Raw genomic sequence first — 25,247 nt, 5'->3', positions numbered from 1 at the left:
CTCAGAGGCCGTTTGAGACGAGCTTCACGATTTCAGCGGTGGTTGCTACCGTTCGCCGCAATCAGCCTCATACGAGGCACTCATGGCACGGGAGACGGTCGCGCGCAGGGAGGCCGGGAGGTTCGAGCAGAGGGACTCGATCTCGTCTCGCTCGCGGGGCGTGAGGGCCCGGCGCGGGGCGGCGGCGGCCGTGGCGGTTGCGGGAGAGACGTTCTTCTCGCCCCCCGGCGCGGGCGGGCGGCGGGGATACCTGCTCAGGCGAAACTCCACCTTGCAGAAGGGGTGGCCCGCGTTGGCAAGACGCGCGAGGTAGACCTCGCTGTTGGCCGAGAAGTCCGTGACGCGCGCCTTGGTGTCCACGTAGACCACGAGCACGGGCCCCACCTCGCCGCGGCGGGGCTCGCGCACGAAGGTGCCCGTGGTGTGGGCTCGCTCGATGTCGCCGTTGGCGGCGTACCAGGCGCGGGTGACGTCGTGGCCCGCGCCCGCGGGCGGCACCACCACGCCCGAGAACACGTCTGCGATCGAGGACGTCCCGGCCTCGCGGCGGGCCACCTCGGCGGAAATCTCATCTCTCGCCAAAGCTCACCACCTCCGCGTCGTCCAGGAGGTCGGGCGAGAAGTACCCGAGGTTCGTCGTGGTGATGACGGTCTGGATGCCGCGCCCCACGAACCTCACGACGGCGTCGCGGCGCGTGTCGTCGAGCTCGCTCATGACGTCGTCGAGCAAAAGGAGCGGCGTCGAGCCCAGGATCTCCGCTGCGAGCTCCACCTCTGCCATCTTGAGGGCCAGCGCAACGGAGCGCTGCTGCCCCTGGGAGCCAAAGGAGCGGGCGTCCCTTCCCCCTATGAGAAAGGTCACGTCGTCGCGGTGGGGCCCCACGCAGGTCTGCTGGCGGCGCAGGTCCTCCTCTCGGCGCTCGGCGAGGGCCGCCGCAAAGAGCTCGCGCAGGTCGTCCCGGTCGAGGCCGAGTGCCTCGTCGCCGAGGGTGCAGCCGTAGGAGCAGGCGAGCTCCTCGCCGCCGGAGACCTCGGCGTAGACCGCGCTCACCTTCTCGGCAAGGCGTCCCCAGAGCCTGAGGCGCGCCTCGAGGAGCGTGGCGCCGCCCAGCGACACCGAGGCGTCCCACGCGTCCAGGAGCGAGGGGTCCACCATGGGGTCCTTGAGCAGGCGGTTCCTCTGCTCGATCGCGCGGGTGTACGCGGAGAGCACGTTGGCGTAGCCGCGGTTTGCCTGGCGGCCGAAGTCGTCGAGCTCGTCTCTTCTGTGGGAGGCGCCGCGCTTCACGAGGTCGAGGTCATCGGGCGTGAAGAGCACGCTCATGAGGGACTCCGGCAGGTCGGCGGCCTGGCAGCGCTTGCCGTTGCGGGAGAACTGCCTCCTGCCGTCCACGACGTCGCAGCGTACGTCCACCACGCGGCCGTCGCCCTCGAGGCGGGCGGCGGCGCGCGCCGAGGAGGCCCCCTCGCGCACGAGGTCGCGCGGGCGCGGGCGCCTGAACGAGCGGCCCGCCGTGACGAGCTGCAGCGCCTCCACCGTGTTGGTCTTTCCCGCGGCGTTGGGCCCCACGAGCACGGTCACCCCCTCCGAGGGGGCGACCGTCAGGCGCTCGAAGCTGCGGAAGTCGGCGAGCGAGAGCTCCCTTACCAGTAGTCCCACGAGTCCCCCGGCCTAGAGGCGGACGGGCATGAGCAGGTAGAGGTAGTTCACCTTGCCGTTGCACTTGAAGATGCCCGGCTGCACGGAGCCCTGGAGCTCGAGGCGCATGGCGTCGGCACCGGAGACCGCGTTCACGCAGTCGAACACGTAGTGGTAGTTGAGTGCGATGGAGAGGTCCTGGCCCTCCACCTGAACGGGGAGGAGCTCGGAGGACTCGCCCTGCTCGGGAGAGCTCGCGGAGAGGCGCATGAGGCCCGCCGCCGCGTCGATGTCAAAGCGCACGGAGGCGTTCTGGAGCGCGATCACGGAGACGCGCTTGAGCGCCGCGGAGAACTCCGCGACGTCGAGCGTCACCGCCGTGGCGCAGCTGGGCGGCAGGAGCTGCTTGTAGTCCGGGAAGTTGCCCTCGATGCGGCGCGCCACGAAGGTCGTGTTGCCAAAGGTGAAGACCACCTGGCTCTCCGTGGTGCCAATTTGGATGGTGTCGGACGAGGAGGGCATGGTGAGGACGTCGTGGAAGACCGAGCCGCCCACGATGGCGCGGAAGCGCTCGCCCGCCGGGGCCTCCGTGGAGGAGTCACACACGGCAAGGCGGAAGGAGTCCGTGGCAACCAGGCGGATGGTGTTGTCCTCGACGGTGAGCAGGATGCCCTGGAGGATGGGGCGGGAGGTCTCCTTGGAGGTCACCTTGTAGACCTTGTCCACCATGCGCGAGAGGAGCTCGGTCGGGAGCTCGATCGTACGGTCGGGAGTGAGGTCCGGGAAGGCGGGCCAATCGGCGGGGTTCAGCGTGTTGAGACGGAAGGTGGACTTGTCGCAGGAGACCATGAGGGTGCGGTCGGACCCCTCGAAGGTGACGGCGGCGTCGGGCAGGGTCTTCACGATGTTGGTGATGACCTTGCCGGAGATCACGGTCTCGCCCGGCTCCTCCACGTTCGCGGGGATGAGGTGGCGGATGGAGATGGTGAGGTTGTTCGTCTGGAACTCGAGCGTGCCCTCCTGCGCGCGGACGTAGACGCCCGCGAGGATGGGGAGCGTGGAGTTGGTGCCCATCCCCTTGGCCACCACGGCGAGGGCCTTCATGAGGGAGGACTGGCTGACGGTGAACTTCATGTGCGGCCCTTTCTCTTTGTACTTAGATAGATATATAGGAACAGCAGTAGTAATAGGGTCTGTCGAAAAGTCAAAAACCACGAGAAGAACGAGGTGAGAGCGGGTGCGTCTTCTGCTCCGGCGAGCGCGTCACAATCAACATCCGTCAACACCTCCGGGTCTGTCGAAAAGTCTCTCTACAACGATCGGCCGCTTTTCTCCGCGTTGCCACACGCTCTCGACAGGGTTCTCTACACTCACGAGTTCCCCGTGATGGAGTCGCGGATCTGCGTGAGGCGGTCGTAGAAGACCTTGTCGTCGCGCTTGGCCTCGTCCACCACGCTGATGCTGTGCATGACCGTGGCGTGGCTGCGCCCGCCGAAGTGCTGGCCGATGTCGGCGAGCGTGCGGTCGCAGAGCTCGCGCGAGAGCCAGATGGCCACGTGCCGCGCCTCCATGAGTCCCTTGTGCCGCTTGTTGCCCACGAGGCTCGCGTGGTCTATGTCGTAGTACTTCTCGACGGCCTTCTGCACGTCCTCTATGGAGACCGTCCTCATGGTGCTCGGCCAGCACTCGCGCGCGAGCGAGGCTATCTCCTCGCGCGAGATCTCCGAGCCGCGCCCCTCGGCGGACGTCGCGGCGAAGAGGCAGCGCTGGCAGTAGCCCTCGATGAGGCGGATGTTGGTCCCGGCGAGCTCGGCCATGTAGCTCACGGCCTCGGGCGGGATGGTGCCGGAGAGGGCGGGCACGTTCTCCCGCTCCGCGTCCTCGCGCATGCGCTCGCAGAAGGTCTCTATGAGGCGGAGCTTGAGCTCGTAGCTCGGCACCTGGATGGGCGTGGTGAAGCCCGAGCCCAGGCGGCTCGTCACGCGCTCGTCGAAGCCGTCCTTGCCCATGCCCAGCTGGGCCGGCGTGCGGTCGGCCGCGAGCACGATCTGCTTGCCGTTGCTCACGAGCTCGTTGAAGGTGTCGAAGAAGAAGCCGACGGTGCCGGCCTTGCCCGCCATCTTCTGGATGTCGTCGATGATGAGGACGTCGATGTCCGCGTAGTTCTGTCGCAGGACGGAGGCGGCGGAGCGCTCCGAGTGGCGCATGGCCTCGGTGTACTCGGTGATGAAGGTCGAGGCGTCACGGTAGACGCAGAGGCGCGACGGGTCGTTGCGGGCGATGTAGTTCTGGACGGCGCGCAGCAGGTGCGTCTTGCCCAGGCCGCTCTTCCCGTAGATGAAGAGGGGGTTGTACGTGCTGTTCATGCCGTTGGCCACCTGGAGGGCGGCCTGGTAGGCGATGTCGTTCTCGTCTCCGCGGACGAAGCGCTCGAAGGTGAGCTTGGAGGTCGCCGGGGATATGTCCTCCACGAGGGGGTTCCTCTCGCGCCGGCGGCGGAGCTCCTCGTCGCGCGCGTCAGCGCGTCGCTCGTCCCAGGTGTCCTCGACGATGCTCCGCGGCGCTGGCGCTACCGGCGCCGCGACCTGCGAGGTCTCGGCCGTCCAGGCGGCCACCTCCTCGCGCGACATGCTCGAGCTCGGGGACTGGGCCCTCGGGGCCGCGGCCGCCCCCGGAGCAAAGCTCACCTCGAGCCTCATGGGCTCGAAGGCGGCCTGCGTGAGGCACTCCTCGACCACGGCGGCGTTCTTGGAGACGGTCTTGAGCACGAGGCGCATGGGGGTCTCGAGCCGCATGACCCCGCCCTCCATGCTCGTGGGGGTGCAGTTGCGGAGCATGGCGAGCACGGACTCGGGCACCTTCGCCTGGGCGGCGAGAAGGTCGAGCGTGTCCTGCCACAGGGCCTCGGCGTCTGATTCGAGGGAGAGTTCCATGGGTCCCACATTCTCGTTTGTTGAAAACAGCGGGACCTAGTATAGCGATTGTTGATAACCCGGCATCAGAGAAGCCCGCCGAGCGCCCTCCCGTACTCGGTGGGACGATACTTCTGGCCCGCCTTGAGGACGGCGCCCAGTGCGGCGAGGGAGGAGAGCTCGCGCGACCACGTGGCGGCCGACGATCCGTAGGCCTGGACGAGGTCGGTGGGACCCACGCTCCCCCGCTCGAGCGAGAGCAGGAGTGCCAGGCGGCCGCGCTCGCTGAGGCTGACCTGCGGGAAGGCTGGCGCCGCGGGCGGCTGGGCTGCCTGGGCGGGCGCTCCCCACGCGCCCGGCTGCGCCTGGTAGGGCACCTGCTGCTGGGGCGCCTGCTGCTGGGGCGCCTGCGGCCACGGCTGCGCGGCCGCCTGCTGCCAGGGCTGCGCCACCGCCGCGGGCTGCCCCCAGCCGTACGGCGCCTGCTGGGGCTGCGGCCACGGGGCCCGCTGCTGGGGCTGGGCCGCCGGCGCGGCCGCCTCGGAGCGCACGGGCGCCTCGTCAGCCGGGCGCGTGGAGATGGTAACCACGGTGCCGCCCGAGATGTTGTCCTCGACGGAGAGGCTCCCGCCCTTGCCCTCCATATATTGCTGCACGTAGGGAAGTCCGCTCCCCACGCCGCGGATGTAGCGCTTCATCTCCTCCGTCGCCGAGGAGGTGCCGTACTCGAGCGCGAGGTCCTTCTCGCGTATGCCGGGTCCCTGGTCGGAGAAGCGGATCGTGTTGCCGCCGTCGAGGATGCTGATGGTGGGCGCCTGGAAGTAGGCGTGGACGAAGTTCTCCACTATCTCGCGGATGACCATGAAGGGGATGGACCCGCCCTGCTCGCGCGAGAGGGAGCTCACGGTGGCCGTTATCTCCTCGAGGTACTCGCGCACGCCCTTGGGCTCCACGACCACGACCCTCGGCGCCGCCGCCGCGTCGTCGTAGACGGCCACGCGGGCCGGGTGGGAGACTTCGAGCTGCCCGGGGGCCTCGTCGCCCCCCTCCTCCACGAAGGGATAGAAGTCCCTCGGCACCGCGACCCCCTTTTCTACACTCGCTGAACAGATGAAGAAAACTTTTCAGTGAGAATTCGTTGTGAAAGAAAGTTTTCAACAGACGACAAAAACATGTCGAAAACAGGTGCATCGCATTGAACGGTGCCAGAAAATCATAGCATTCGGAACGCATCTTTCACGTATATGGAAAGTTGGATTCAAATGATTTCAGCGCCGCGAACGAAGAAGCACAGGTTTTTGGGGTGATTCTTATGAGGAAAAATTGACAGGTCAGCGGCAAGATGCTTACAATCTCTGAGCTTATTGCTCTAAAGGACGTTCATACCCAACCGGGAGGAATAGCTATGAAGCGTACGTATCAGCCCAACAAGCGCAAGCGCGCCACCACGCACGGCTTCCGTGCCCGCATGGCCACCAAGGGCGGCCGCGCCGTCCTGGCCCGTCGTCGTGCCAAGGGTCGCAAGCGTCTCACCGTCTAGCAAGGGCTCATGGAGACCATCAAATCCAAGCGTGATTTTGAGAGGGTCTTCTCGCGCGGGAGGCGCTACAACGACGCCCTCCTGCGCATCCGCGTGGCACCGCACGAGGGTACCCCGGGCAGGGTTGCCTTCGTAGCGGCAAAGAGACTCGGCAACGCCGTCTTCAGGAACAGGTGCAAGCGCGTCCTCCGCGAGGCGGCGCGCCTGTGCTCTCTTCCTGTTGACGGCTGTGACGTAATTCTCTTCTCGACGACGCAGACGCACGACAGCTCTCCCGAGCTCGTGGCCTCGTCGCTGAGGAAGCTTCTCGGCAGGGCGGGAATCTAGATGGCCGGCGGCGTCGCCTCACGGGCGGCGATGGCGGCCATTCGCTTCTATCAGAGGAGGATCTCCCCGCTCTTCGGCGCCCGATGCATATACATACCGACCTGCTCGGAATATGCGCTCAGGGCGATAGGCCGGTACGGCGCCGCGCGCGGGACCCTCTTGGCGGTTCGCAGGATTCTGAGGTGTCACCCCTTGCACGCAGGTGGATACGATCCCGTCCCCTGAGGGACGGAGCGGAGGAACCATGTGGGACTGGTTTATTAACTTTCTGGCGCAGGTGCTCGCGGGCATCGAGGGGTTCGTCGGCGACTGGGGCCTTGCCGTCATCATCCTGACGGTCATCATCAGGCTCCTGCTCACGCCCCTCATGGCGCACTCGACCAAGTCGACGGCGCGCATGCAGGTGATGCAGCCCAAGCTCCAGGAGATTCAGGACCGTTACGCGGACGACCCCGAGCGCCAGGCGGAGGAGCTTCGCAAGGTCTACGCCGAGATGAAGTTCAACCCGCTCGGCGGCTGCCTGCCGATCTTCCTTCAGATGCCGGTCTTCTTTGGCCTCTTCACGGTGGCGCGCCAGGTGCCGGTGGATGCGAGCTTCTTCGGCATCCTTCCGTCCATCGCCCAGTCCGCCGCCACCGTCCTCGAGGCGAGCGGCTTCCAGGCGGCGCTGCCCTACATCCTCTTTGACATCCTCTTCGGCGTGCTCACGTTCGTCCCCATGGTCATGAACGTCTCCACGCAGAACGAGGCCCAGAGGAGCCAGACGATGATCATGGGCGGTGTCATGGCCCTCATGATGCTGTGGTTCGGCTGGAGCGTGCCCGCCGCCGTCCTGCTCTACTACGTGACCTCGTCTCTCTGGCAGGTCATCCAGCAGAAGGTCATCACCCAGCGCGTCATGGAGAAGGCCAAGGTGGAGGCCGAGGCCGAGGCGGCCAACAGGCCCGTCGAGGTCGACGTGGTGCGCAAGGAGAAGAAGCCGCGTCCGCACAAGAAGGGCTAGTAACCCCCTTCACCTTATGTTCGTTCTTGTAATCAGTTAGATGTCTGTTGTTTAGGGAGGTAGGCATGGAGGATGACGTCCTGGTAAGCCCCGAGACGACCTCGGGGGACACCGAGCAGGATGAGTTCTCTTCCATCCGAGAGCGCTTTGAGGCCGGCGAGCAGCTCGCCGATGACGAGATGGACAAGATCGCCGACCTTGCCGTCGGCTATCTCAAGGGGATCCTCGAGCTCTTTGGCGAGACGTCGAGCTCCATTGACGAGTACGACGGTGACAACGGGGAGCTCATCCTCGACGTCAACGGCGGCGACCTCGCCGTTCTCATCGGTCGTCACGGCCGTACGCTCGACGCCCTGCAGATGGTCCTCACCTCCCTCATGAGCAGCCGCATCAAGTTCTACTACCCCATCGTCGTGGACATTGAGGGGTACAAGAGCCGCCGCAAGCGCAAGCTCGAGGACATCGCCCGCTCCTCCGCGGAGCGCGCCAAGAAGCGTCACGGCAAGGTCACCCTCGCGCCGATGAACGCCTACGAGCGCAGGCTCGTTCACCTCGCGCTCCTCAACGACGACGGTGTGGTGACCCACTCCGAGGGCGAGGAGCCCGACCGTCACGTCGTCATCACCGCCGTCTAGTCGGCGACAGCAGACGAACTCATGGGGAGGGCGTGTTGAGCGTCCTCCCCTTTTCTGTGACAATTTCTTTTGATGCGTGGTTTTTTGTCAGGAGGGACAGATGGAAGCTCAGAACCTGGAGGCCATGTCGGCGGAGCTCATCGACCATCTGGGTGCGTACGGCATCGAGTGCGACGAGCGCAGGGCATCGCTTCTCCTTCGTCACCTCTCCCTCGTCATCGAGAAGAACAAGGTGGTCAACCTCACGCGCATCACCTCTCCCCAGGAGGCCCTCCTGCTTCACGTGGTCGACTCGCTGCTCCCGCTGGCCTGCCCAGAGGTTGAGCTCTCCGAGTCCTCATGTTTCGTCGACCTGGGAACGGGAGCCGGGTATCCGGGCATCCCGCTGGCCGTCATGACGTGTGCGACGGCGCTCCTGGTCGACTCCGTTGGCAAGAAGGCGACCGCCGTCAACGAGTTCATAGGGGAGCTCGGACTGGACCGCGCACGTGCGCTCCACGTCCGCGCGGAGGAGATTGCTCCCGAGTACCTGGGGAGGCAGGACTACGTCTTCGCCCGCGCCGTAGCCCAGTCGAACGTCCTCATCGAGTACGCCGCCCCGCTCCTGCGCATGCACGGGAGGCTCGTGCTGGAGAAGGGCCGTCCGAGCGCGGAGGAGCTCGATGCATCTCTGAGGGCAGCTAAGATCTGTGGGATGACCCATGTTTCACGTGAAACCTTCGAGCTTCCCAACGACCTCGGGCATAGGGAGATTCTCATCTACGAGAAGGTGGCGAAGCCCAGGGTCAAGCTGCCGAGAAGGACCGGACTGGCAAAGAAGGAGCCTCTGGGGGCCTGACGGCCCGTGGTTCTTCTCGGCCGTTTTGCAGGAGACGTTTCACGTGAAACCTGTCCCGCCCATCCCGTAAGATTGCTAGGGAACAGACGACCTCGCACGCAGCAGACGGAGGCTTAGATGGACTACAAAGAGGCAAAGAGGGGTCTTCCACAGCGTGACAGCAAGGTGATCGCCGTCATCAACCAGAAGGGCGGCGTGGGGAAGTCGACGACGGTCGTGAACCTCGCGGCATACCTCGGCGAGAGCAAGAAGAAGGTTCTCGTGATCGACTTTGACCCGCAGGGCAACACGTCGAGCGGCTTTGGCGTCGAGAAGGAGGGACTGGAGCACGACATCTATGACGTGATCCTGCACGACTTCCCAATCGAGGAGGCCATTCTCCCCACGTGCCAGAAGGGCGTCTACATAATCCCCGCCACGATTCAGCTTGCGACGGCGGAGATCGAGCTCGTCTCCGAGATGGCGCGCGAGACCATCCTCAAGGAGGTGGTCACCAAGGTGAAGGACGAGTTCGACTACGTCTTCATCGACTGCCCGCCGTCGCTGGGACTCCTCACGATCAACGCGCTCGTCGCTGCCAGCTCACTCATGATTCCCATCCAGTGCGAGTACTACGCGCTAGAGGGCGTCGCCAAGCTCCTTGAGTCCATGCAGATGGTGAAGAGGCGCATGAACCCCGAGCTCGAGATCTTTGGCGTCGTGATGACCATGTTCGACAGCAGGACGACGCTCTCCAAGGAGGTCGTGGACGAGGTCAGGAACTACTTTGGGAACAAGGTCTTCAAGACCGTGATTCCCAGGAACGTGAAGATCTCCGAGTCCCCGAGTCACGGCCTGCCGATAAACCAGTATGCGAGGGTGAGCAAGGGCGCGCTCGCATACGCGAAGCTCGCGAAGGAGGTCGTCGCCCGTGGCTAGGAAGACGGGACTCGGCAAGGGTCTCGGCCTGCTCGTGGGGGAGGCCGACGCCGAGACAGCGGGGATGAGGCCGGACTCGGTCCTTCCCATCAAGGACATCCGTCCCAACAGCGGGCAGCCGAGGAAGACCTTCCGGGAGGACGAGCTCGCCGAGCTCACTGACTCCATCAGGCAGCACGGCGTTCTCCAGCCGATTCTCGTGCGCAAGCAGGGTGACGGCTACGAGATCGTCGCCGGGGAGCGCCGATACCAGGCGGCGAAGGCCGCCGGCCTCACCGAGGTTCCCGTGGTCATTCGCGAGATCTCGGACGATGACGTCCTCAAGCTGGCCCTCATTGAGAACCTGCAGCGATCCGACCTCACTCCGCTCGAGGAGGCGCGCGGGTATCGTCAGCTCATCGACGAGAAGGACCTGACGCAGGAGGAGCTCGCGCGAATTCTCTCCAAGTCACGCTCCACCATCACGAACACGCTCAGGCTCCTCGACCTGCCGGGCGAGGTGCAGGGGCTCGTGGAGGACGGGAGGATCACCGCGGGCCACGCACGTGCGATCCTTGCGGTGCCGAGCGAGGACGGAAGGGTGGCCCTTGCCAGGAAGGTCGTGGAGGAGCAGCTGTCGGTGAGACAGACAGAACGTCTCGCACCGTTGTTTTCTGTCAGTCAGGACGCAGATTCTCGCACGCGCGCCCCGCAGCCGCAGAGTTTCAAGCGCGCCGCGCGCCAGATGAGGCTTGCGCTGGATACGAACGTGAGGGTCAAGAACGTGAGGGGCAAGAACAAGATAGAGATCGAGTTCTCCTCTGAGGAGGAGCTCGGGCATATCGTCGACCTTCTTGCCGGTCCGGGGACGTGGTCGTAGATGAAAAGAGTCAGGTCGTATCTCCTTGCCGGCGCCGCGCTGACCGCGGTGGCTGTTGCCGTGTACCGCTTTGGCCTCTCCGAGGAGGCGAGGGAGCAGCTCTGCTCTGCCGCGAGGAGCGTGAGGGACGCGTACTACAGGATCGAGGATGCGCTGTCGCCCGGCGACGCCGCCCGCGTGCGGCCGGAGGACCTTCCCAACCGCCGTGCGACGGAGGCTCAGTGGGAGGCACTGGGCCTGTAGGGCGCGGCTCCCGGACGGCGCACGGCAACATAACACTCATAGTCTGATTAAGTTTCATTTTTCAGCAGACGGCAAGCTCGGAAAAGACAGACTGTGAGTGTTACGTAGGAACGACCCCGGCGAGCAGGGGCTGCTTGCCGGGGTCGAACACGTACGGGTCGTGGGTTTTGCGTATCGCTAGCGTCCGCGCAGCGCACGCTGCTTGAGCTGTCCGCAGGCTGCGTCTATGTCGCTCCCGCGGGAGTTTCTTACCGTGGCCTCCACGCCAACGGACGCGAGCCTGCGGACGAAGTCCTGCGCCCGGAGGTCCGTCGAGGGGCGGAACTTCGACCCCTCGACCTCGTTGAGCTGGATGAGGTTCACGTGCGCGAGCGTCCCCTCGCAGAAGTCGCAGAGGGCCTGGAGCTCGTTGTCCGTGTCGTTGACGCCGCCGATGAGGGCGTACTCGTACGTGGGACGCCGTCCCGTCTTGTTGACGTACTCACCCATGGCGTTGTAGAGGTTGATGAGGGAGTACTTGCGCACGCCCGGCATGAGGGCGTTTCTCGTCCGCTGCACGGCGGAGTGGAGGGACACGGCGAGGGTGAACTGCTCGGGCTCGTTGGCGAACCTCATGATCTGCGGGATGACGCCGCAGGTGGAGACCGTGAGGTGGCGCGCGCCGATGCCGGCGCCCTCCTCCGAGTTGAGCCTCCTCAGGGCACCGAGCGTGGCGTCGTAGTTCATGAAGGGCTCGCCCTGTCCCATGAGGACCACGCTCGTGACGCGAGTGTTGAAGTCGTCGCGCACGTGCATGACCTGCTCGTATATCTCGGACTCCGTGAGCGAGCGCGTGAGGCCGGCCGCGCCCGTCGCGCAGAAGGCGCACCCCATGGCGCAGCCCGCCTGCGTGGACGCGCAGACGGAGAGGCGGTTGCCGCTGGGCATACCCACGCACTCGACGGCCACGCCGTCGGGGTAGCGCAGGAGGTACTTGCGGCTGCCGTCGAGGGAGACCTGGCGTGCCACCTCCTCGACGCCGCCAAGCGTCACGCGAGACGCGAGTTCCTCGCGCAGCGCCTTGGGGAGGTTGGTCATCTCGTCGAAGGACTGAGCGTTCTTCTCCCAGACCCACTCCTCGACCTGCTTGGCCCTGAACTTGGGCTGCCCGAGCTCGGAGAGGAGGTCCATGAGCTCGCCACGCGTGAGCGTGTGGAGGTCGCGCTTCTCTGTGCTGTCAGATGCCATTGCGTCTCCCGGATTCGTGGGCGGTCTGGTGGAGTATCCTCAAGAGCGGGAAACCCCAAGGAAGAGTCTAGCGTACGGGCCACGCCCGCCGGAGGAGCTTTGATGGACAGACAAGAGTTGCTGAGCAAGCGAGTTGCCGTTGTGTGCGGCGGGTGGTCGGACGAGCGCGACGTCTCGCTCTCATCTGGCAGGGAGTGCCAGGCGGCGCTCATCGAGGCGGGATTTGCCAAGGTCGACCTGCTCGACCTCGCCGCGCGTGACTTTCTCGCGCACCTGCTCGACGGGGGCTACGACGTGGTCTTCCCGGCGCTTCACGGCAGGTACGGCGAGGACGGCTGCATCCAGGGCTTCCTCGAGATTCTCCACATCCCCTACTGCTTCTCCGGCGTCTCCGCCTCTGCGGTGGGAACGGAGAAGGAGGTCTCCAAGGCCGTCTACGCGGCGGCGGGCATCCGCGCGCCGCGGGGCGTGGACCTCGCCGCAGGCACCGTCCTGAGCGACGAGCAGGTGGACGCGCTCGTTGCCGAGCTGGGACTGCCCATCTTTGTCAAGCCGGCCGCCAACGGGTCCTCGTACGGCGTCTCGCGCGTGACCGAGGCCTCGGCACTCAACGACGCCATCGCCCGCGCCGGCGAGGGCGGCGGCCGCGTGCTCGTGGAGGAGTGCGTCGAGGGCATGGAGATCACCGTGCCCGTGGTGGGCAACGACGAGCCGCGTGCCCTCCCCGTGGTGGAGATCGTGACCGGCGCGGAGTTCTACGACCTCAAGGTCAAGTACGAGCCCTCTGCCATGCATCACGTCATCCCCGCGCGCCTGGAGCCCGGCGTCTACGCAAAGGCCCAGGAGCTCGCTCTGCGCGCCCACCGCGCCCTCGGCTGCCGCGGGTGCTCGCGCAGCGACTTCATCGTCACCTCTAGCGGAGAGCCCGTCATCCTGGAGACCAACACCATCCCCGGCATGACCGCCCAGAGCCTCCTGCCGGATTCTGCGCGCCACGGCGGCATCGAGTTTCCCGAGCTCTGCGCGACGTTCGTCGAGCTCGCCCTCGAGCCTAGGGGGGGACGCGGCTAGCACATGGGAAGGAGCGACTCCACCACCCTCGCCGACCTCATTCTCCCCGGCACGCCGGACGAGGTCCGCGAGCGGTACCTGACCCTTGCCGAGCGAGCCCTCGCGCGTGACTTCGGCCCCCTGGAGGACGGGGTCGTGGTCCTCGACACCGAGACCACTGGCCTCTCCTTCAAGGACTGCAGCCTCATAGAGATCTCCGCGGCACGGCTCGTGGGCCGGGAGGTGGTCGATCGCTTCGAGACCTTCGTCCACCCCAGCGGGCCCATCCCGCCCGAGATCCAGAGACTCACGGGAATCACCAACGCCGACGTGACCGACGCTCCGTCCGCCCGGGACGCCGTGGCGGCGCTGGCGGACTTCGTCGGAGGGGCGCCGGTGCTCGCGCACAACGCGACCTTCGACAGGACCTTCGTCGAGGCCGTCCCCGGCGGGGCCGAGGTCTCGAACACGTGGATAGACACGCTCTCGCTCTCCCGGGTGGCGTTGCCCAGGCTCTCCACGCACCGCCTCGCGGACATGGCGGAGGCCTTCGGGTGCGCGTCCGTCACGCACCGCGCCGGGGACGACGTGGACGCCCTGTGCGGCCTCTGGAGGATTCTCCTCACGGCCCTCTCCGACCTGCCGTCCGGCCTGCTCTCCCTGCTCGCGGCCATGCACGAGGAGGTCACCTGGCCCCTGCGGCCGATCTTCTCGTACCTGGGCACCATGGGGGACGCCGGCACCGCGCCCTTCTCGCTCAAGGCCGTGAGGGCCGCGCTCGCGAGGGAGGCGCGCGGCGAGCAGCGCGCGGACGCCGGCGAGCTCGACGGAACCGTCGCCCCCTCGATCGAGGAGGTCGAGGCGGGGTTTGCGCCCGATGGTGTGGTGCCCCGCATGTACGAGCGCGCGGAGCGCCGGCCCGAGCAGATCGCCATGGCGCGTGAGGTGACCGAGGCCCTCGCCACGTCCACCCATCGCGCGATAGAGGCCGGGACCGGCGTGGGCAAGTCCATCGCCTACCTCCTTCCCATGGCGCTCTTTGCGAGAAGAAACGGCGTCACCGTGGGCGTCGCCACCAAGACCAACGCGCTCACGGACCAGCTCGTCTCCCACGAGCTCCCCGCCCTCGCCGCCGCGCTTCCGGGTGGCCTCACGTTCATGAGCCTCAAGGGGTACGACCACTACCCCTGCCTGCACCGCCTTGACCGCGCGGCCTCTGAGGAGCTGCCGCTCGCCGCCGTGCCTCACGACGGTCGGTCCGACAACGCCGTGGCCTGCGACATGCTCACGGCCATCGCGGTGACCTACGCGTACTGCTGCCAGTCGCCGGACGGGGACGTCGACGCCCTTGGCATACGCTGGCGCTACGTTCCCCGGCAAATGCTCACTACGACCCCGGGGGAGTGCCTGCGCACCAGGTGTCCGTACTTCCCCAACGAGTGCCCCCTGCACGGCGCCCGCCGCCGCGCCGCGTGCTCGGACGTGGTGGTGACCAACCACTCCCTGCTCCTGCGCAACGTCGTGTCCGAGGGCAAGATCTTGCCGCCCATACGCCACTGGGTGGTGGACGAGGCCCACGGCTTCGAGGCGGAGGCCCGCCGCCAGTGGGCGGTGGAGGTGTCCGGCGAGGAGGCGCGCGCCGCCTTCGAGCTCCTCGGCGGTGCGTCCACCGGCGTCCTGCACAACCTCATGGTGCAGGTCATGCCGCTCGACGGCTCTACGCTCCTCACGGGGCTCCTGGCAAAGGCGGCCTCCTGTGTGTCCCGTGCCTCGGTCTGCGTGGCCGACCTCTTTGTCGCCGTGCACGAGCTCGGCTCCGTCGCGCGCGGGGACGGCGGGTACGACGCCGTCACGCTCTGGATAGGGGAGGACGTGAGGGGGACGTCCGAGTGGCAGGCGGTTTCCGACGCCGGGCAGGCCGCCGCGGACGCCCTCGACCAGGCGGTCCGCCAGCTGGCCGACGCGGGCGAGGCGCTCTCCCAGGAGGCGCCCCAGCTGGCGAGCGACCTCGGGGAGTCCGCGCGCTTCCTGAGGGATCTCTTCGCCGGGATACGCCTGATCTGCGAGGGAGCTGACCCCTCGTACGTCTACTCCGCCCAGCTGTCCCGCTCCCGCAGGAGGATCGCCTCGGAGAAGCTCGTCGCCGAGAAGATCGACGTGGGCGCGGACCTCGCGCAGCGGTGGCTCCCCGAGATGGAGAGCGTCGTCTTCACCTCCGCGACCATAGCCGTGGGAGATGACTTCTCGCACTTCGACCATGCCGTCGGCCTTGACACGCTGGGACCGGGGAGCCACCGCGACGTGCGGCTCGAGTCGAGCTTTGACTTCGACTCCCACATGTCCGTGATCGTGGCGCGCGACCTTCCCGCGCCCAACGACCGCGCCTACCTGCCCTCCCTCGAGGACCTGCTCTACGACGTGCACGTTGCCATGGGAGGCTCGGTCCTCACCCTCTTCACCAACAGGAGGGACATGGAGCGCGCCTACGAGTCCCTGCGCCCCCGTCTTGCGGCCGTGGGGCTGGACGTGGCGTGCCAGGAGCGCGGGAGCTCCCCGCGAAGGCTCCGCCAGCGGTTCCTGGAGGACCGCGAGCTCTCGCTCATGGCCCTTCGCTCCTTCTGGGAGGGCTTCGACGCCACGGGCGACACGCTCAGGTGCGTGGTCATCCCCAAGCTGCCCTTTGCGAGCCCCAACGACCCGCTCGTCCGAGAGCGCGACCTGCGCGAGGACCGCGCCTGGTGGAAGTACTCGCTTCCCGAGGCGGTCATCTCCGTCAAGCAGGCGGCGGGCCGCCTCATACGCTCGTCCACGGACACGGGGGTGCTCGTCCTCGCCGACTCGCGGCTCACGACGAAGGGCTATGGCAGGCTCTTCATAGGGTCGCTCCCCTCGGGCAGCGTCACCAGGCTCGAGGCGGCAAACGTCGGCAGGTTCATAGGGATGTGGCGCGCGGGGCACGAGTAGTCTCGCGGCTCCTAGCCCTCCGCAAGCCGCGTTCTGGCGTAGTCCCGGACGCGGCTGGCGAGCTCCGCGTCATCTGTGACGGCAGTGCCGCCGCAGGCGGCGAGCATCCTCACGAGCCACTCGCCCCCGTAGTAGGCCGTCCGCGTCCTTACGGACCCGTCCTCGTCCCTGCCCTCGACCACGAGCCCGTGCCAGGGGAGCAGGGAGAGGAAGCGTTCGTCGCGGAAGGTGACGCGCACCTCGCGGGCGGTTTCCGCCCCACCCCGCCCGTCAACGCCGGCGGGAGCGGGCGCATCCTCAACCTTGACGTCGGACATCCTGTCGAGCCTGAAGGTCCTCTCGGCTCCGCGGGCGAGGTCCCAGCCGTCGAGGTACCACGAGTCCTCCTCGCTGCGCAGGTCCCGCGGCAGGACGGTTCTTCTCGCCGTCTTTGAGTCGGCGGCGCCGCGATAGCCAAAGGACACGGCGTGCCGCCCGTAGATGGCCTCCGCGCAGGCGAGAAGGGCGTCCCCCGACGTCTCGTCGCGTGCCGCAACGAGCCTTCTTACGGTGTCCTCCCCAACGGGGGCGTCGAAGAGGGCTCGCTCGATGGATTTCCTCGCCGGGTCGTCGCGCTCGACCCCTATCCTGTCGAGCGCGGCAACGAGCGCGAGCGCCTCCGCGCGCGTGAGCCTGAGGGCTCGCCCCCGCGTCCCGGTGTCCCTGAGGAGGGAGATTTCGTCCTCGTCGTCTTCGATGAGGGGAAGGCCCGCCGCCTCTCCCGTGTCCGCGCTCATGACGAGGGATAGGAGCTTCCTCGCGCGCTCGCGCGAGACGCCGAGTCGCGTGGAGACGGCGTCCACGTTGAGGGCGTCTCCCGCCTCGCTCAGGCTGGAGACGAGCGTGACGAGCCCGCGAGACTCGTCGAGGGCGCCGCGACGACCGGCGGCTGAGCGGCTACGAGGCATCGTGAGCAGCTCCCTTCAGAAGTTTCTTGGCGGCACTAACGACGGGCTCCGGGGAGAGTGGCTCCATTCCCTGCGAGACGGCCCAGCTGGCGGCTGCGAGGGCGTCGCTGAAGTCAACGTCCCACACGAGCCCTCCGCCCCTCTCCTGAAGGGTTCCCCTTCCCCCGGAGGCCCTCCTCAGGTCTCCCTCGCGCTCGCGCGGGACCCTGAACGACGCCCTCCCGATGATTGGTCCCAGCTGGAACGGCAGGCGTTTCCAGTCTGCGACCAAGAAGTCCTCGGGCGCGGTCACGGCGACGTCCTCGAGCACCTCGCACGAGGAGATGCGATCCGTGCGATAGGTCCTCGGAGTCTCGTCGTCGCGGGATCCGTCCAGCCGCGCCGCAACGAGGTACGTGGCGCCCCTGAGGCCGAAGATGCCGTAGGGCGCGAGTCTGCGCTCCGAGGTCCTCCCGGCGGCGTCCGTGTACGTGACGGCGAGGCCGCGGCCACGCACCAGGGCGTCCTTGATCGAGGTCTCGACGCGTGCCTCCTCCCGGGGTTCCCCCGAGGGAAGCGGGGTGGAGTAGGCAAAGGTGCGCGTGAGCTTGGCGAGTGCGAACCTCAGGTCTCCCGCAAAGGGGAACTCAGGGTCCTCAAGTAGGGGTTGACATGCGATTTCGAGGATAGCCGCGTCGGCGGGGCCGAGCTCGACCTCGCCTGCGAAGGAGCGTCCCGCGTCCGCTACCCAGCTGGACTCCGTTCCGCGCGGGCCCTCGCACACGCGCACGCCGCACGCGGCGAGAAGAACGCGATCTCGTGCGAAGGCCCTCCTGAAGCTGTCCGCGGAGAGCTCCGGGTAGAAGCGACGGGCAATCTCGGACGAGGGGACGGGCGCGTGGGCGTTCATGAACGCGAGCGCGAGCGAGCAGATCCTGCGGGCCCTGTCGTCGTCCTTCGTGATTCTCACCTGCGCGTCTCCTCTCCCGCCTCCGACGTTCCGCACGTTTCGTCCCGCTCGCCCCGGCAGGTGGGGCATCTGCGTCATTTTTAGCCGAGTACAGGGGACAAGACGTATACTCTCTAAATTGTATGCACATCAAACGAAGGCCCGCGAGACTCTTCAAAAGGACGCCACCATGGCCATGACACACGATTATCTCGACTACCTCAACCAGAGGGTCGACATCGCCCCCGCCAACAGCCAGGAGGAGCTGCAGGCTGCCGAGACCATAGCCGCCCTCATGTCCCAGCACAACCTCGAGCCGAGCATCGAGGAGTTCGACGCTCCCTCCCTCTCCGGCCTGGGAGCCGCCATCCTCGCGATTGTCGCGTTCGTGGGCGTTCTCGTCTCCGGCTTTGGAATCCTGGTGCTGACCCTCGTGGGACTCCTCCTCGCCGCGATTCCGGCGATACTTGCGATCATGAGGCTCTTCGGGCGGGAGCCCTCCCTCACCCTCGGGCCCCAGGCCCGCAGCCAGAACGTGGTCGCCGTTCACCGCGCCGCCGGACCGCTCGTCACCAAGGGCAGCCGCCGCATCGTGGTGATCGCCCACTACGACACCCCGCGCGAGAACTTCCTCTACACCTCGCCCCTCGCCCCGTATCTCCCCCTTCTGGTCAAGGCGGCCGCACCCTGCTCCTACGCCGCGGCCGTCTGCGCCCTCGTGCAGCTCCTGGGCTTCATCCCGGCGCCCGCGCGCGTGATCGTGTGGATTCTCGGAATCCTCGCGTGCGTTCCGGGTCTCGTGATGGCGGCAGGCGCCATCCACGAGCGCATGTCCTCCTGCACGCTCGGAGCGAACGACAACAAGTCCGGCGTGGCGGCTCTCCTGGGCGTGATGGAAAACGTCCGCCCCAGCGGACTCGTCCCGACGCCGCGCGAGCCCGAGCAGTCCCGTGACCTCGAGGAGGTCGAGGAGACCTTCGGGGAGCCTTCTGACGAGATTGACGAGCCCTCCTCCGCGCCCCTCGAGCACGTCGCGGCGCGTCCCGCTCCCGTTGAGGTGGTTGGCGTGCGCCACGGCGAGGAGGTCCTGAGGGAGCTCCAGATTCTTCCCGAGACCTGCGAGATCGAGTACTACGTGCCCGAGCCGGCCCCGGCCCCGGCGCCCTCGTTCCGCCCCACGAGCCTTCCGCTCGTGGACGTTGCCTCGCCGACCGACGACGAGCCCGTCGTCGCTCCCGAGGAGGAGTACGACACCACTGTCACCGCCGAGGAGGGTCCGCTTGCCGGCGTGCTTGGGTCTCTGAAGGGGTTTGCCCACAGTGCGGTGGAGCGCATCCAGTCCCTCGTTCGCTCGCACGGCGGCCCCAGCGCCGGCGGCGAGGAGCCTCAGGAGATCTCTCGTGGCGGCGCTGCGGCCGAGGCGGCTCGCGCGGCCGCGCAGAGCTCCGAGCGCGACCCTGAGACCAGCGAGGAGTTCGAGAGCTGGACGATGGGCGATGCCCCCGCTCCCGCGGAGCGCGTCACTGAGCCCGAGGGCACGCCGGATGAGACATCCGAGTTCGAGGCCGAGATCGACGAGATTCTCGCCGCTCCCGCTCCGGAGTCCGAGGCCATCGACGACGACCTGAACGAGCCCGAGCCCGAGACGTTTGACGCCGACCTCGACGAGCCCGAGACGTTTGACGCCGACCTCGACGAGCCCGAGGCCATCGACGACGACCTTGACGAGCCGGAGCTGCTCGAGACCGATCAGACGGACGAGATCTCCGATGAGGAGGGCGTCGAGGGCACCGCTCCGATGAGGCCCCTCTCCTCTGGCGAGGTCTCTCGTGAGGACATCATGTCCACCGGCCGCTTCTCCATCGTCATGGACGATGAGGAGCACGGGGTGGGTCCGAAGGACACCTCCGGTCTGACCGCAATCGACGAGAGCACCCTCGACATTGACCAGCCCGCCCCCAAGCGTCCGCGACCGTCCGCTCCTGACGACCCCGAGTGGGGCAAGGCCTCCTTCCGTCCGAGCGTCTCCAACGTTGCCCGCAGGGCGACCCTCTTTGACCTCCCGGATCCGGAGGGCGCCGAGACCGACCCGCTCGGTGACTCCTCCGCCACGTCGTCGTCTGCGAGAAGGACCTCGCCCGCTCCTGAGACGGTCCTGCGCTCCGACGCGCCCGAGGAGACCGAGGACGCGCCCGTGATCAGCAGCCCCCAGCCCATTGAGACCCTCGCCTCCGAGCACCGCAAGTCCGCGGGCTCCGGGTTCCTGGGCAAGCTGAAGGGGATGTTCTCCGGCAAGGGCGACGCCGAGAGCAACTGGCTCGGCTCCGATGACGCCGATGGCGAGGACGGGACCTGGCGCGGCGGCGCCGCCACCCGCAGCGGACTTCGCCTCGTGGGCGAGGACGAGGGGGCCCCGAGCGACGACGAGCTCCGCGGCGCCGCGCTCGCGCTCGGCGACGAGGCCCTGATTGCGCACGACATCTGGTTCGTCGCGCTGGGTGGCACCTCGCTCGATCATGCGGGCATGCGCTCGTTCCTGGCCGAGCACAGGAGCGAGATTCGCGGCAGCTTTGTCATCAACCTCGACTGCGTTGGCGCGGGCGACCTCACCCTTCTCTCTCACGAGGGTCGCACCGTCAAGCGCCGCGCGGACCGTCGACTCGGCAGGATCCTCACCAACGTTGCCAAGGACGTGCACGTGGAGCTGGGCCAGAGGGACTTCAGCTGGACCTCCACGGACGCCTGGGTGGCTATGAGGTCCTCCCTCAGGGCGCTCACGATCATGGGTGTGGACGAGAACGGCCTCCCCGCCCTCTCCCACACGCCGATGGACGACCCGGAGAACGTGAGCGGTGACCAGACGGCCCTGGTGGCAGAGATGGTCACCGAGGCCATCCGCCGCTCGTAGTGCCCGGCAGACCAAGCGATTCCGACCCCGCGTGCCACCTCCGGCGCGCGGGGTCATTTCTTTTCCCAGCAGAGTCCCAGCACCTGGGCTCTTCCCGCGTGGCCGCATGCAAGCGGTCGTCCCCCACTCGGTCGACTCCCTCCTGTGAGGCCGGCCGCAGGGGCACTCCTCTCCCTCCGCGAGGGACGCCTCTCCAGCCCCCAGGTTCTTCTCGCCAGCTCGCTTTCCATGAGCCCTCCTCTCTTCCGCGGGAGGACCACGATACTCGCCGGCGCTTGCGCCCCACTGGCGCCCAGCTGCCCCGGAGCTGACGTAGAGCTTCCGGGGCATCGCGCGCGCGGAGGGTTTCTGCCGGATGGGAGTTTGGGACGGAGAGGGAGCCTTCCGGGAGGCCTCCCGTGGAATCACGAAGACAACACGTTCCACCTGGTTAGAAGGGCGCTACGCCGCCGCCCGAACGCCGAGGGCCGCGCGCACCCTGCGGCCGACACCCACGCCAACCAGGAGCTTCGCCACGTCGGGTCCCACGAACGGGACGACGGCCATGAGGAGCGCCGCCGCCGGGGAGACCCCCATGACAAGGCAGAGCTGGGCGGTGCCTATCGCGTAGACGGAGAGAAGGGAGAGCGCGGCGCCGAGGTAGTCACGCGCGACTTGGGGCAGGAGCCCCACGCGCCCGACGGCACCGGCCATCGCTGTTCCCACGAGAAAGCCCCAGAGGTAGCCTCCGGTGGGACCGAGCACGTGCGCCGCGCCTCCGCTCATCCCCGAGAAGACCGGCAGACCGAGCGCTCCGAACGCGAGGTAGCACGCCATGGCGACCAGCGCGTCCCTGCCGCCCAGGGCAACCGGGAGCATGGCTACCACGAGCGTCTGGAGGGTGAAGGGCACGGGGCCCAGCGGGAGGGCGACGCACGCCGAGACAGCGAGCAGCGCGACGGCGACCCCGCAGCGTGCGACCTTCCTGTGATCCATGGGTCTCCCCTCACCCGAGGGACCCTGCGGCCCCGTGATGCGACCCCGCGATTATAGGCGCTTTGCGTAAGCCGCCGCCGCGGGCCGTCTGTGTGATAGAATGCTCTCGCACGCGGGCATCGCCAAGTGGTAAGGCATCAGCTTCCCAAGCTGACATTCGCGGGTTCGAGTCCCGTTGCCCGCTCCAGGACGTGCCAGGGCCCCGAAAGGGGCCCTTTCCATGACAAGACGCCGCGAGCGAGCGGCGCGAGAGCTTTCGAAAGGAGGAGCCGTGGCTTCCCTCCCCATGACCGACGAGGAGTGTCGTCTCGCCACTGAGGCCCTCTCCGACCAGATAGACCTCTATGCCAGCCTTCTGGTGAGAAGGGGCGTCTCCCTTCAGGAGGGGCAGGAGCTCGTGATCCAGGCCCCCGTGGAGGCCGTTGACTTTGTCCGTCGCGTCACGCGCTGCGCCTATCGCTGCGGCGCCGGACACGTGACGGTCATCTGGCATGACGACGCCCTGACCCGCCTCACGTACGAGAACTGCGACCTCGGCTACTTCGAGGTGACGCCCTCGTGGCAGGTCGAGCAGCTCAACTCCCTCGCCGAGGCCGGCGCGGCGTTCCTGTTCCTCGAGGGCTCGGATCCCGGCCACCTCAGGGGCATAGACCCCGCCAAGCCCGCCGCTGCCGCCAAGGCCCGCAACACCCAGTGCCGCGCCTACCGCGACGGCATGGACTTCGGGTACAACGCCTGGTGCATCGCCGGTGTGCCCGTGGAGGCGTGGGCGCGCGAGGTGTTCCCCGACGCCTCATCCGCGGAGGCTCTCTACCGCCTCTGGGTGCTCATCCTTGAGGTGGCGCGCGCTGACGGCGAGGACCCAGCCAGCTCCTGGGAGACACACAACGCCTCCTTCGTGAAGACCAAACGCTTCCTCAACACGCACCGCTTTGACGCGCTGCGCTACGAGTCCTCCAACGGGACGGACCTTACCGTGGGTCTGCCGGAGGCCCACGTGTGGGACGGCGGTGCCGGTCGCACGCGCGACGGCGTGACGTTCTTCCCCAACATCCCCACCGAGGAGGTCTTCACCTCCCCCGATCGCATGCGCGCGGAGGGCACGGTGCACTCCGCGCTGCCGCTCGTGCGCTCGGGGCAGGTCGTCCGCGACTTCTGGCTGCGATTCGAGGGCGGCCGTGTGGTGGACTTTGGTGCCGAGCAGGGGTATGAGGTCCTGCGTCACATCCTCGAGACGGACGAGGGAGCCCGCCGGCTGGGAGAGGTGGCGCTCGTCTCCAAGAACACGCCCATCCGCCAGAGCGACACCCTCTTCTTTGACACGCTCTACGACGAGAACGCGAGCTGCCACCTCGCGCTGGGCATGGGCTTTCCCGAGTGCCTGGAGGGCGGCGTGAGCCTGAGCAAGGAGGAGCTCCTCGAGCGCGGCGTCAACCAGAGCAGCACCCACGTGGACTTCATGATCGGCTCCGACGATCTCAACGTCTACGGCGTCTCCGCGGACGGCACCGAGACGCCCGTCTTCGTGAACGGCCAATGGGCCTGGGAGTAGCGTGCTAGAATCTACCTCACGCGCCGTTAGCTCAGTTGGTAGAGCAGGGGACTTTTAATCCCAAGGTCCAGGGTTCGAGACCCTGACGGCGCACCAAAGAAAAATAGCAGGTCAGAGGCGTTATTCCTCAGACCTGCTTTTACTTATTACTTTAAATTAAAGCATGTCGGTACCTTAGGTTGTTCCTAAACCGGTACCAAACCAGATAAGAACTCTCTCGCGGATAAGCTGAGTGAAGCTAGACTCGCTACGCATAGGCTATGCAGATCGGACTGATGTCATAGGTGAGCTGAGAACAACCCATAGGGTTGTATTGTTGCCGCCTATCCTCTTACCCCACACCGACAAGTAGCTCTGACATGGTGATGCCCAGCCCCTTGGCAATCTTGGCCATGCTGGAGAGTGTCACGTTCCTCGTACCGGTCTCTATGGAGGCGTAGTATGAGCGGTCCATGCCGATGTGGTAGGCAAACTTCTCCTGACTCAGGCCGGTCATTCGCCTGAGCTGACGGCACCTGTCGCCGAAGGAAGTCTGTAGCCTCATGTCCATGGTGACAAGTTCGGCTATTGTTGCATCTCAGCCAACGGACTATGTACAACAATTGGAAATCGAGGTGACAGCAGATGAAGAGGTCGATTCTTTCACTTGCTGGGGCGATATGTTTCTCGACGGCGGCTCTGGTGGCCGTGCTCGCGCTCGCGGGGTGCGCCCAGACGCAGCCAGAAGAGAACGTCATATCTGGAAGCGTTGACACGGTAGTCGGCACGTTAGAGGAGGCATCAGTCGACGACGAGTTCACCGTTGAGGTCACTGGCTACATAATCGGCGACGAACCGGCAAACTCTCTCGCCGGAAGCGACGTTGACCATTCGACTCTGGACCTGTATCAGGACACAGTCAAAGACGAATATGGATACATCAAGGCCGTTTTCCATGAGACGGATGACGAGCTTAACGACCTCATTGCCAGCAGCACGTCAGCAAGTCCAACGAGAAGGGTAACGATAGTCGGCACGAGCAGCGGCAAGGACTACGGAAAGATGTACTCAATAATCAGAGACTGCGAGATAAAGTTCGACTAAAAAAGATCCCGGGGCCGTAACCTTCCGGGGTCATCCCACGCCCCCGAGTTTCGCTTGCGTCAGAGGCGATTTGTCCGTCGGAGAGAAGGCTCAGACTCTTTAGGGATTCGACGTAAGGAGGAGAAGTGAAGAAGGGAATCGCGGCAGCGGCTCTGGTGGCCGTGCTCGCGCTCGCGGGGTGCGCCAAAACGGTGGAGGGCAGCGTCGAGACCGTCGTCAAGGAGTGCAAGGAGTTCCCGACTGACGCGAGCGTCAATCTGGTCATAACCGGTCGAGTGGACGGAGACCCATACCAGTCTGACGACACGGACATGACAATAGTATGGCTCGTTGACGGAGACAGCACGGCGAGCTGTATGTTCAGGGACATAGACGAGGACACGCTCGATGACCTGCATGGCAGGGTCACGATAGAGGGAAAGCTTGACGACGTTATCTCCGACAGCTTGATCTACGTCGACGACTGCAAGCTGCGCTAAAAAAGGACCCCGGGGCCGTAACCTTCCGGGGTCATCCCACGCCCCCGAGTTTCGCTTGCGTCGGGCGTGATGGAGCGCTGCGTTGTATATTCTGTGACAACAATGTCGTAGTTTTGTAAAAAGTAAACTAAATCTAACTTTAGAAATATGACGTCCTCATATGTTTGGATGCCCCCGTCGGTCTCCGGCCGACGCCTCCGAAATAGCGAGCGGGGGGGGG

General features: G+C 66.4%; 25 protein-coding genes and 2 tRNA genes. 17 read left to right on the top strand and 10 right to left on the bottom strand.

Annotated elements, in window-relative coordinates; genetic code table 11:
• Positions 1-45: 45 nt before the first annotated feature.
• The 5 genes from B5F79_RS09380 to B5F79_RS09360 form a co-directional block, all read right to left on the bottom strand.
• Positions 46-582, bottom strand: a complete 537-nt coding sequence (locus B5F79_RS09380) for a hypothetical protein (protein ID WP_087220721.1) — start codon at positions 580-582, stop codon at positions 46-48.
• The gene (gene recF, locus B5F79_RS09375; RefSeq protein ID WP_087220718.1) at positions 569-1,660 is read right to left on the bottom strand and encodes a DNA replication/repair protein RecF; all 1,092 of its coding nucleotides are present in this window, start codon (positions 1,658-1,660) and stop codon (positions 569-571) included. Before recF ends, B5F79_RS09380 begins: the two co-directional genes overlap by 14 nt.
• A 12-nt stretch (positions 1,661-1,672) precedes the next feature.
• Positions 1,673-2,773 carry a DNA polymerase III subunit beta gene (dnaN, locus tag B5F79_RS09370; protein ID WP_087220715.1) on the bottom strand — a complete coding sequence of 367 codons (1,101 nt, stop codon included), beginning with the start codon at positions 2,771-2,773 and terminating at the stop codon, positions 1,673-1,675.
• A 236-nt stretch (positions 2,774-3,009) separates the two neighbouring features.
• Entirely contained in the window at positions 3,010-4,572 is a 1,563-nt protein-coding gene (locus B5F79_RS09365; RefSeq protein WP_087220712.1) for a DnaA ATPase domain-containing protein, read from the bottom strand.
• A 65-nt stretch (positions 4,573-4,637) separates the two neighbouring features.
• Positions 4,638-5,630: an ATP-binding protein gene (locus B5F79_RS09360; protein WP_087220709.1), complete on the bottom strand. Its 993-nt coding sequence runs from the start codon at positions 5,628-5,630 to the stop codon at positions 4,638-4,640.
• A 326-nt stretch (positions 5,631-5,956) separates the two neighbouring features.
• Between B5F79_RS09360 and rpmH the strand changes: the two genes are divergently transcribed.
• From rpmH to B5F79_RS09315, 9 genes are all read left to right on the top strand, one after another.
• Positions 5,957-6,091, top strand: a complete 135-nt coding sequence (gene rpmH, locus B5F79_RS09355; RefSeq protein WP_072373740.1) for a 50S ribosomal protein L34 — start codon at positions 5,957-5,959, stop codon at positions 6,089-6,091.
• Between the two features lie 9 nt (positions 6,092-6,100).
• A complete protein-coding gene (rnpA, locus tag B5F79_RS09350; RefSeq protein WP_087220705.1) occupies positions 6,101-6,418 on the top strand; it encodes a ribonuclease P protein component in 318 nt (105 codons plus the stop codon).
• Positions 6,419-6,643: a membrane protein insertion efficiency factor YidD gene (gene yidD, locus B5F79_RS09345; RefSeq protein WP_087220701.1), complete on the top strand. Its 225-nt coding sequence runs from the start codon at positions 6,419-6,421 to the stop codon at positions 6,641-6,643.
• Positions 6,644-6,662: 19 nt separating this feature from the next.
• Positions 6,663-7,421, top strand: coding sequence for a YidC/Oxa1 family membrane protein insertase (locus B5F79_RS09340; protein ID WP_087220698.1), 759 nt, complete (start codon positions 6,663-6,665; stop codon positions 7,419-7,421).
• A 65-nt stretch (positions 7,422-7,486) separates the two neighbouring features.
• Positions 7,487-8,056, top strand: a complete 570-nt coding sequence (locus B5F79_RS09335) for a Jag family protein (protein ID WP_087220695.1) — start codon at positions 7,487-7,489, stop codon at positions 8,054-8,056.
• A 100-nt stretch (positions 8,057-8,156) separates the two neighbouring features.
• Positions 8,157-8,894, top strand: coding sequence for a 16S rRNA (guanine(527)-N(7))-methyltransferase RsmG (rsmG, locus tag B5F79_RS09330; RefSeq protein WP_241147301.1), 738 nt, complete (start codon positions 8,157-8,159; stop codon positions 8,892-8,894).
• Positions 8,895-9,011: 117 nt separating this feature from the next.
• Positions 9,012-9,812, top strand: a complete 801-nt coding sequence (locus B5F79_RS09325; protein WP_087220692.1) for a ParA family protein — start codon at positions 9,012-9,014, stop codon at positions 9,810-9,812.
• Positions 9,805-10,671: a ParB/RepB/Spo0J family partition protein gene (locus tag B5F79_RS09320; RefSeq protein WP_241147300.1), complete on the top strand. Its 867-nt coding sequence runs from the start codon at positions 9,805-9,807 to the stop codon at positions 10,669-10,671. Before B5F79_RS09325 ends, B5F79_RS09320 begins: the two co-directional genes overlap by 8 nt.
• Positions 10,672-10,914 carry a hypothetical protein gene (locus tag B5F79_RS09315; RefSeq protein WP_087220690.1) on the top strand — a complete coding sequence of 81 codons (243 nt, stop codon included), beginning with the start codon at positions 10,672-10,674 and terminating at the stop codon, positions 10,912-10,914.
• A gap of 177 nt (positions 10,915-11,091) precedes the next feature.
• Here the strand turns inward: B5F79_RS09315 and rlmN are convergent, their stop codons facing one another.
• A complete protein-coding gene (gene rlmN / locus B5F79_RS09310) occupies positions 11,092-12,141 on the bottom strand; it encodes a 23S rRNA (adenine(2503)-C(2))-methyltransferase RlmN (protein ID WP_087220687.1) in 1,050 nt (349 codons plus the stop codon).
• A gap of 102 nt (positions 12,142-12,243) precedes the next feature.
• Here rlmN and B5F79_RS09305 point away from each other — a divergent pair, with 102 nt between their 5' ends.
• The gene (locus B5F79_RS09305; RefSeq protein WP_087220683.1) at positions 12,244-13,212 is read left to right on the top strand and encodes a D-alanine--D-alanine ligase family protein; all 969 of its coding nucleotides are present in this window, start codon (positions 12,244-12,246) and stop codon (positions 13,210-13,212) included.
• Between the two features lie 3 nt (positions 13,213-13,215).
• A complete protein-coding gene (locus B5F79_RS09300) occupies positions 13,216-16,155 on the top strand; it encodes a helicase C-terminal domain-containing protein (RefSeq protein ID WP_087220680.1) in 2,940 nt (979 codons plus the stop codon).
• Between the two features lie 11 nt (positions 16,156-16,166).
• Here B5F79_RS09300 and B5F79_RS09295 read toward each other — a convergent pair whose 3' ends face one another.
• Both B5F79_RS09295 and B5F79_RS09290 read right to left on the bottom strand, forming a co-directional pair.
• Entirely contained in the window at positions 16,167-17,102 is a 936-nt protein-coding gene (locus tag B5F79_RS09295; RefSeq protein WP_087220677.1) for a WYL domain-containing protein, read from the bottom strand.
• On the bottom strand, positions 17,092-18,051 hold the full coding sequence (locus B5F79_RS09290) for a helix-turn-helix transcriptional regulator (RefSeq protein ID WP_158094875.1): 960 nt from the start codon (positions 18,049-18,051) through the stop codon (positions 17,092-17,094). The genes B5F79_RS09295 and B5F79_RS09290 overlap by 11 nt, the downstream gene beginning before the upstream one ends.
• A 169-nt stretch (positions 18,052-18,220) precedes the next feature.
• Between B5F79_RS09290 and B5F79_RS09285 the strand changes: the two genes are divergently transcribed.
• The gene (locus B5F79_RS09285; RefSeq protein ID WP_087220671.1) at positions 18,221-20,938 is read left to right on the top strand and encodes a M28 family peptidase; all 2,718 of its coding nucleotides are present in this window, start codon (positions 18,221-18,223) and stop codon (positions 20,936-20,938) included.
• Positions 20,939-21,379: 441 nt separating this feature from the next.
• Here the strand turns inward: B5F79_RS09285 and B5F79_RS09280 are convergent, their stop codons facing one another.
• Positions 21,380-21,913 (bottom strand): biotin transporter BioY, encoded by a 534-nt coding sequence (locus B5F79_RS09280; protein WP_087220668.1) that lies wholly within the window; start codon positions 21,911-21,913, stop codon positions 21,380-21,382.
• Positions 21,914-22,025: 112 nt separating this feature from the next.
• Here B5F79_RS09280 and B5F79_RS09275 point away from each other — a divergent pair.
• From B5F79_RS09275 to B5F79_RS09265, 3 genes are all read left to right on the top strand, one after another.
• Positions 22,026-22,100: transfer RNA gene (locus tag B5F79_RS09275), tRNA-Gly, on the top strand.
• Positions 22,101-22,184: 84 nt separating this feature from the next.
• The gene (locus B5F79_RS09270; RefSeq protein WP_446723464.1) at positions 22,185-23,465 is read left to right on the top strand and encodes an aminopeptidase; all 1,281 of its coding nucleotides are present in this window, start codon (positions 22,185-22,187) and stop codon (positions 23,463-23,465) included.
• Between the two features lie 20 nt (positions 23,466-23,485).
• Positions 23,486-23,561: transfer RNA gene (locus B5F79_RS09265), tRNA-Lys, on the top strand.
• Between the two features lie 235 nt (positions 23,562-23,796).
• On the opposite strand, the gene B5F79_RS09260 is transcribed toward B5F79_RS09265, so the two are convergent.
• Entirely contained in the window at positions 23,797-24,009 is a 213-nt protein-coding gene (locus B5F79_RS09260) for a helix-turn-helix domain-containing protein (protein ID WP_087220790.1), read from the bottom strand.
• Positions 24,010-24,089: 80 nt separating this feature from the next.
• Between B5F79_RS09260 and B5F79_RS09255 the strand changes: the two genes are divergently transcribed.
• Positions 24,090-24,548, top strand: a complete 459-nt coding sequence (locus tag B5F79_RS09255) for a hypothetical protein (RefSeq protein WP_087220662.1) — start codon at positions 24,090-24,092, stop codon at positions 24,546-24,548.
• Positions 24,549-24,673: 125 nt separating this feature from the next.
• A complete protein-coding gene (locus B5F79_RS09250) occupies positions 24,674-25,027 on the top strand; it encodes a hypothetical protein (protein WP_087220659.1) in 354 nt (117 codons plus the stop codon).
• Positions 25,028-25,247 lie beyond the last annotated feature (220 nt).

Origin of the sequence: Olsenella sp. An285, assembly GCF_002159625.1 — a bacterium.
In the GTDB taxonomy this organism is placed as follows: Bacteria; Actinomycetota; Coriobacteriia; order Coriobacteriales; family Atopobiaceae; genus Thermophilibacter; species Thermophilibacter avicola.
The sequence above is the reverse complement of the archived record's forward strand: the minus strand, read 5'-3'. Positions and strand labels throughout refer to the sequence as shown.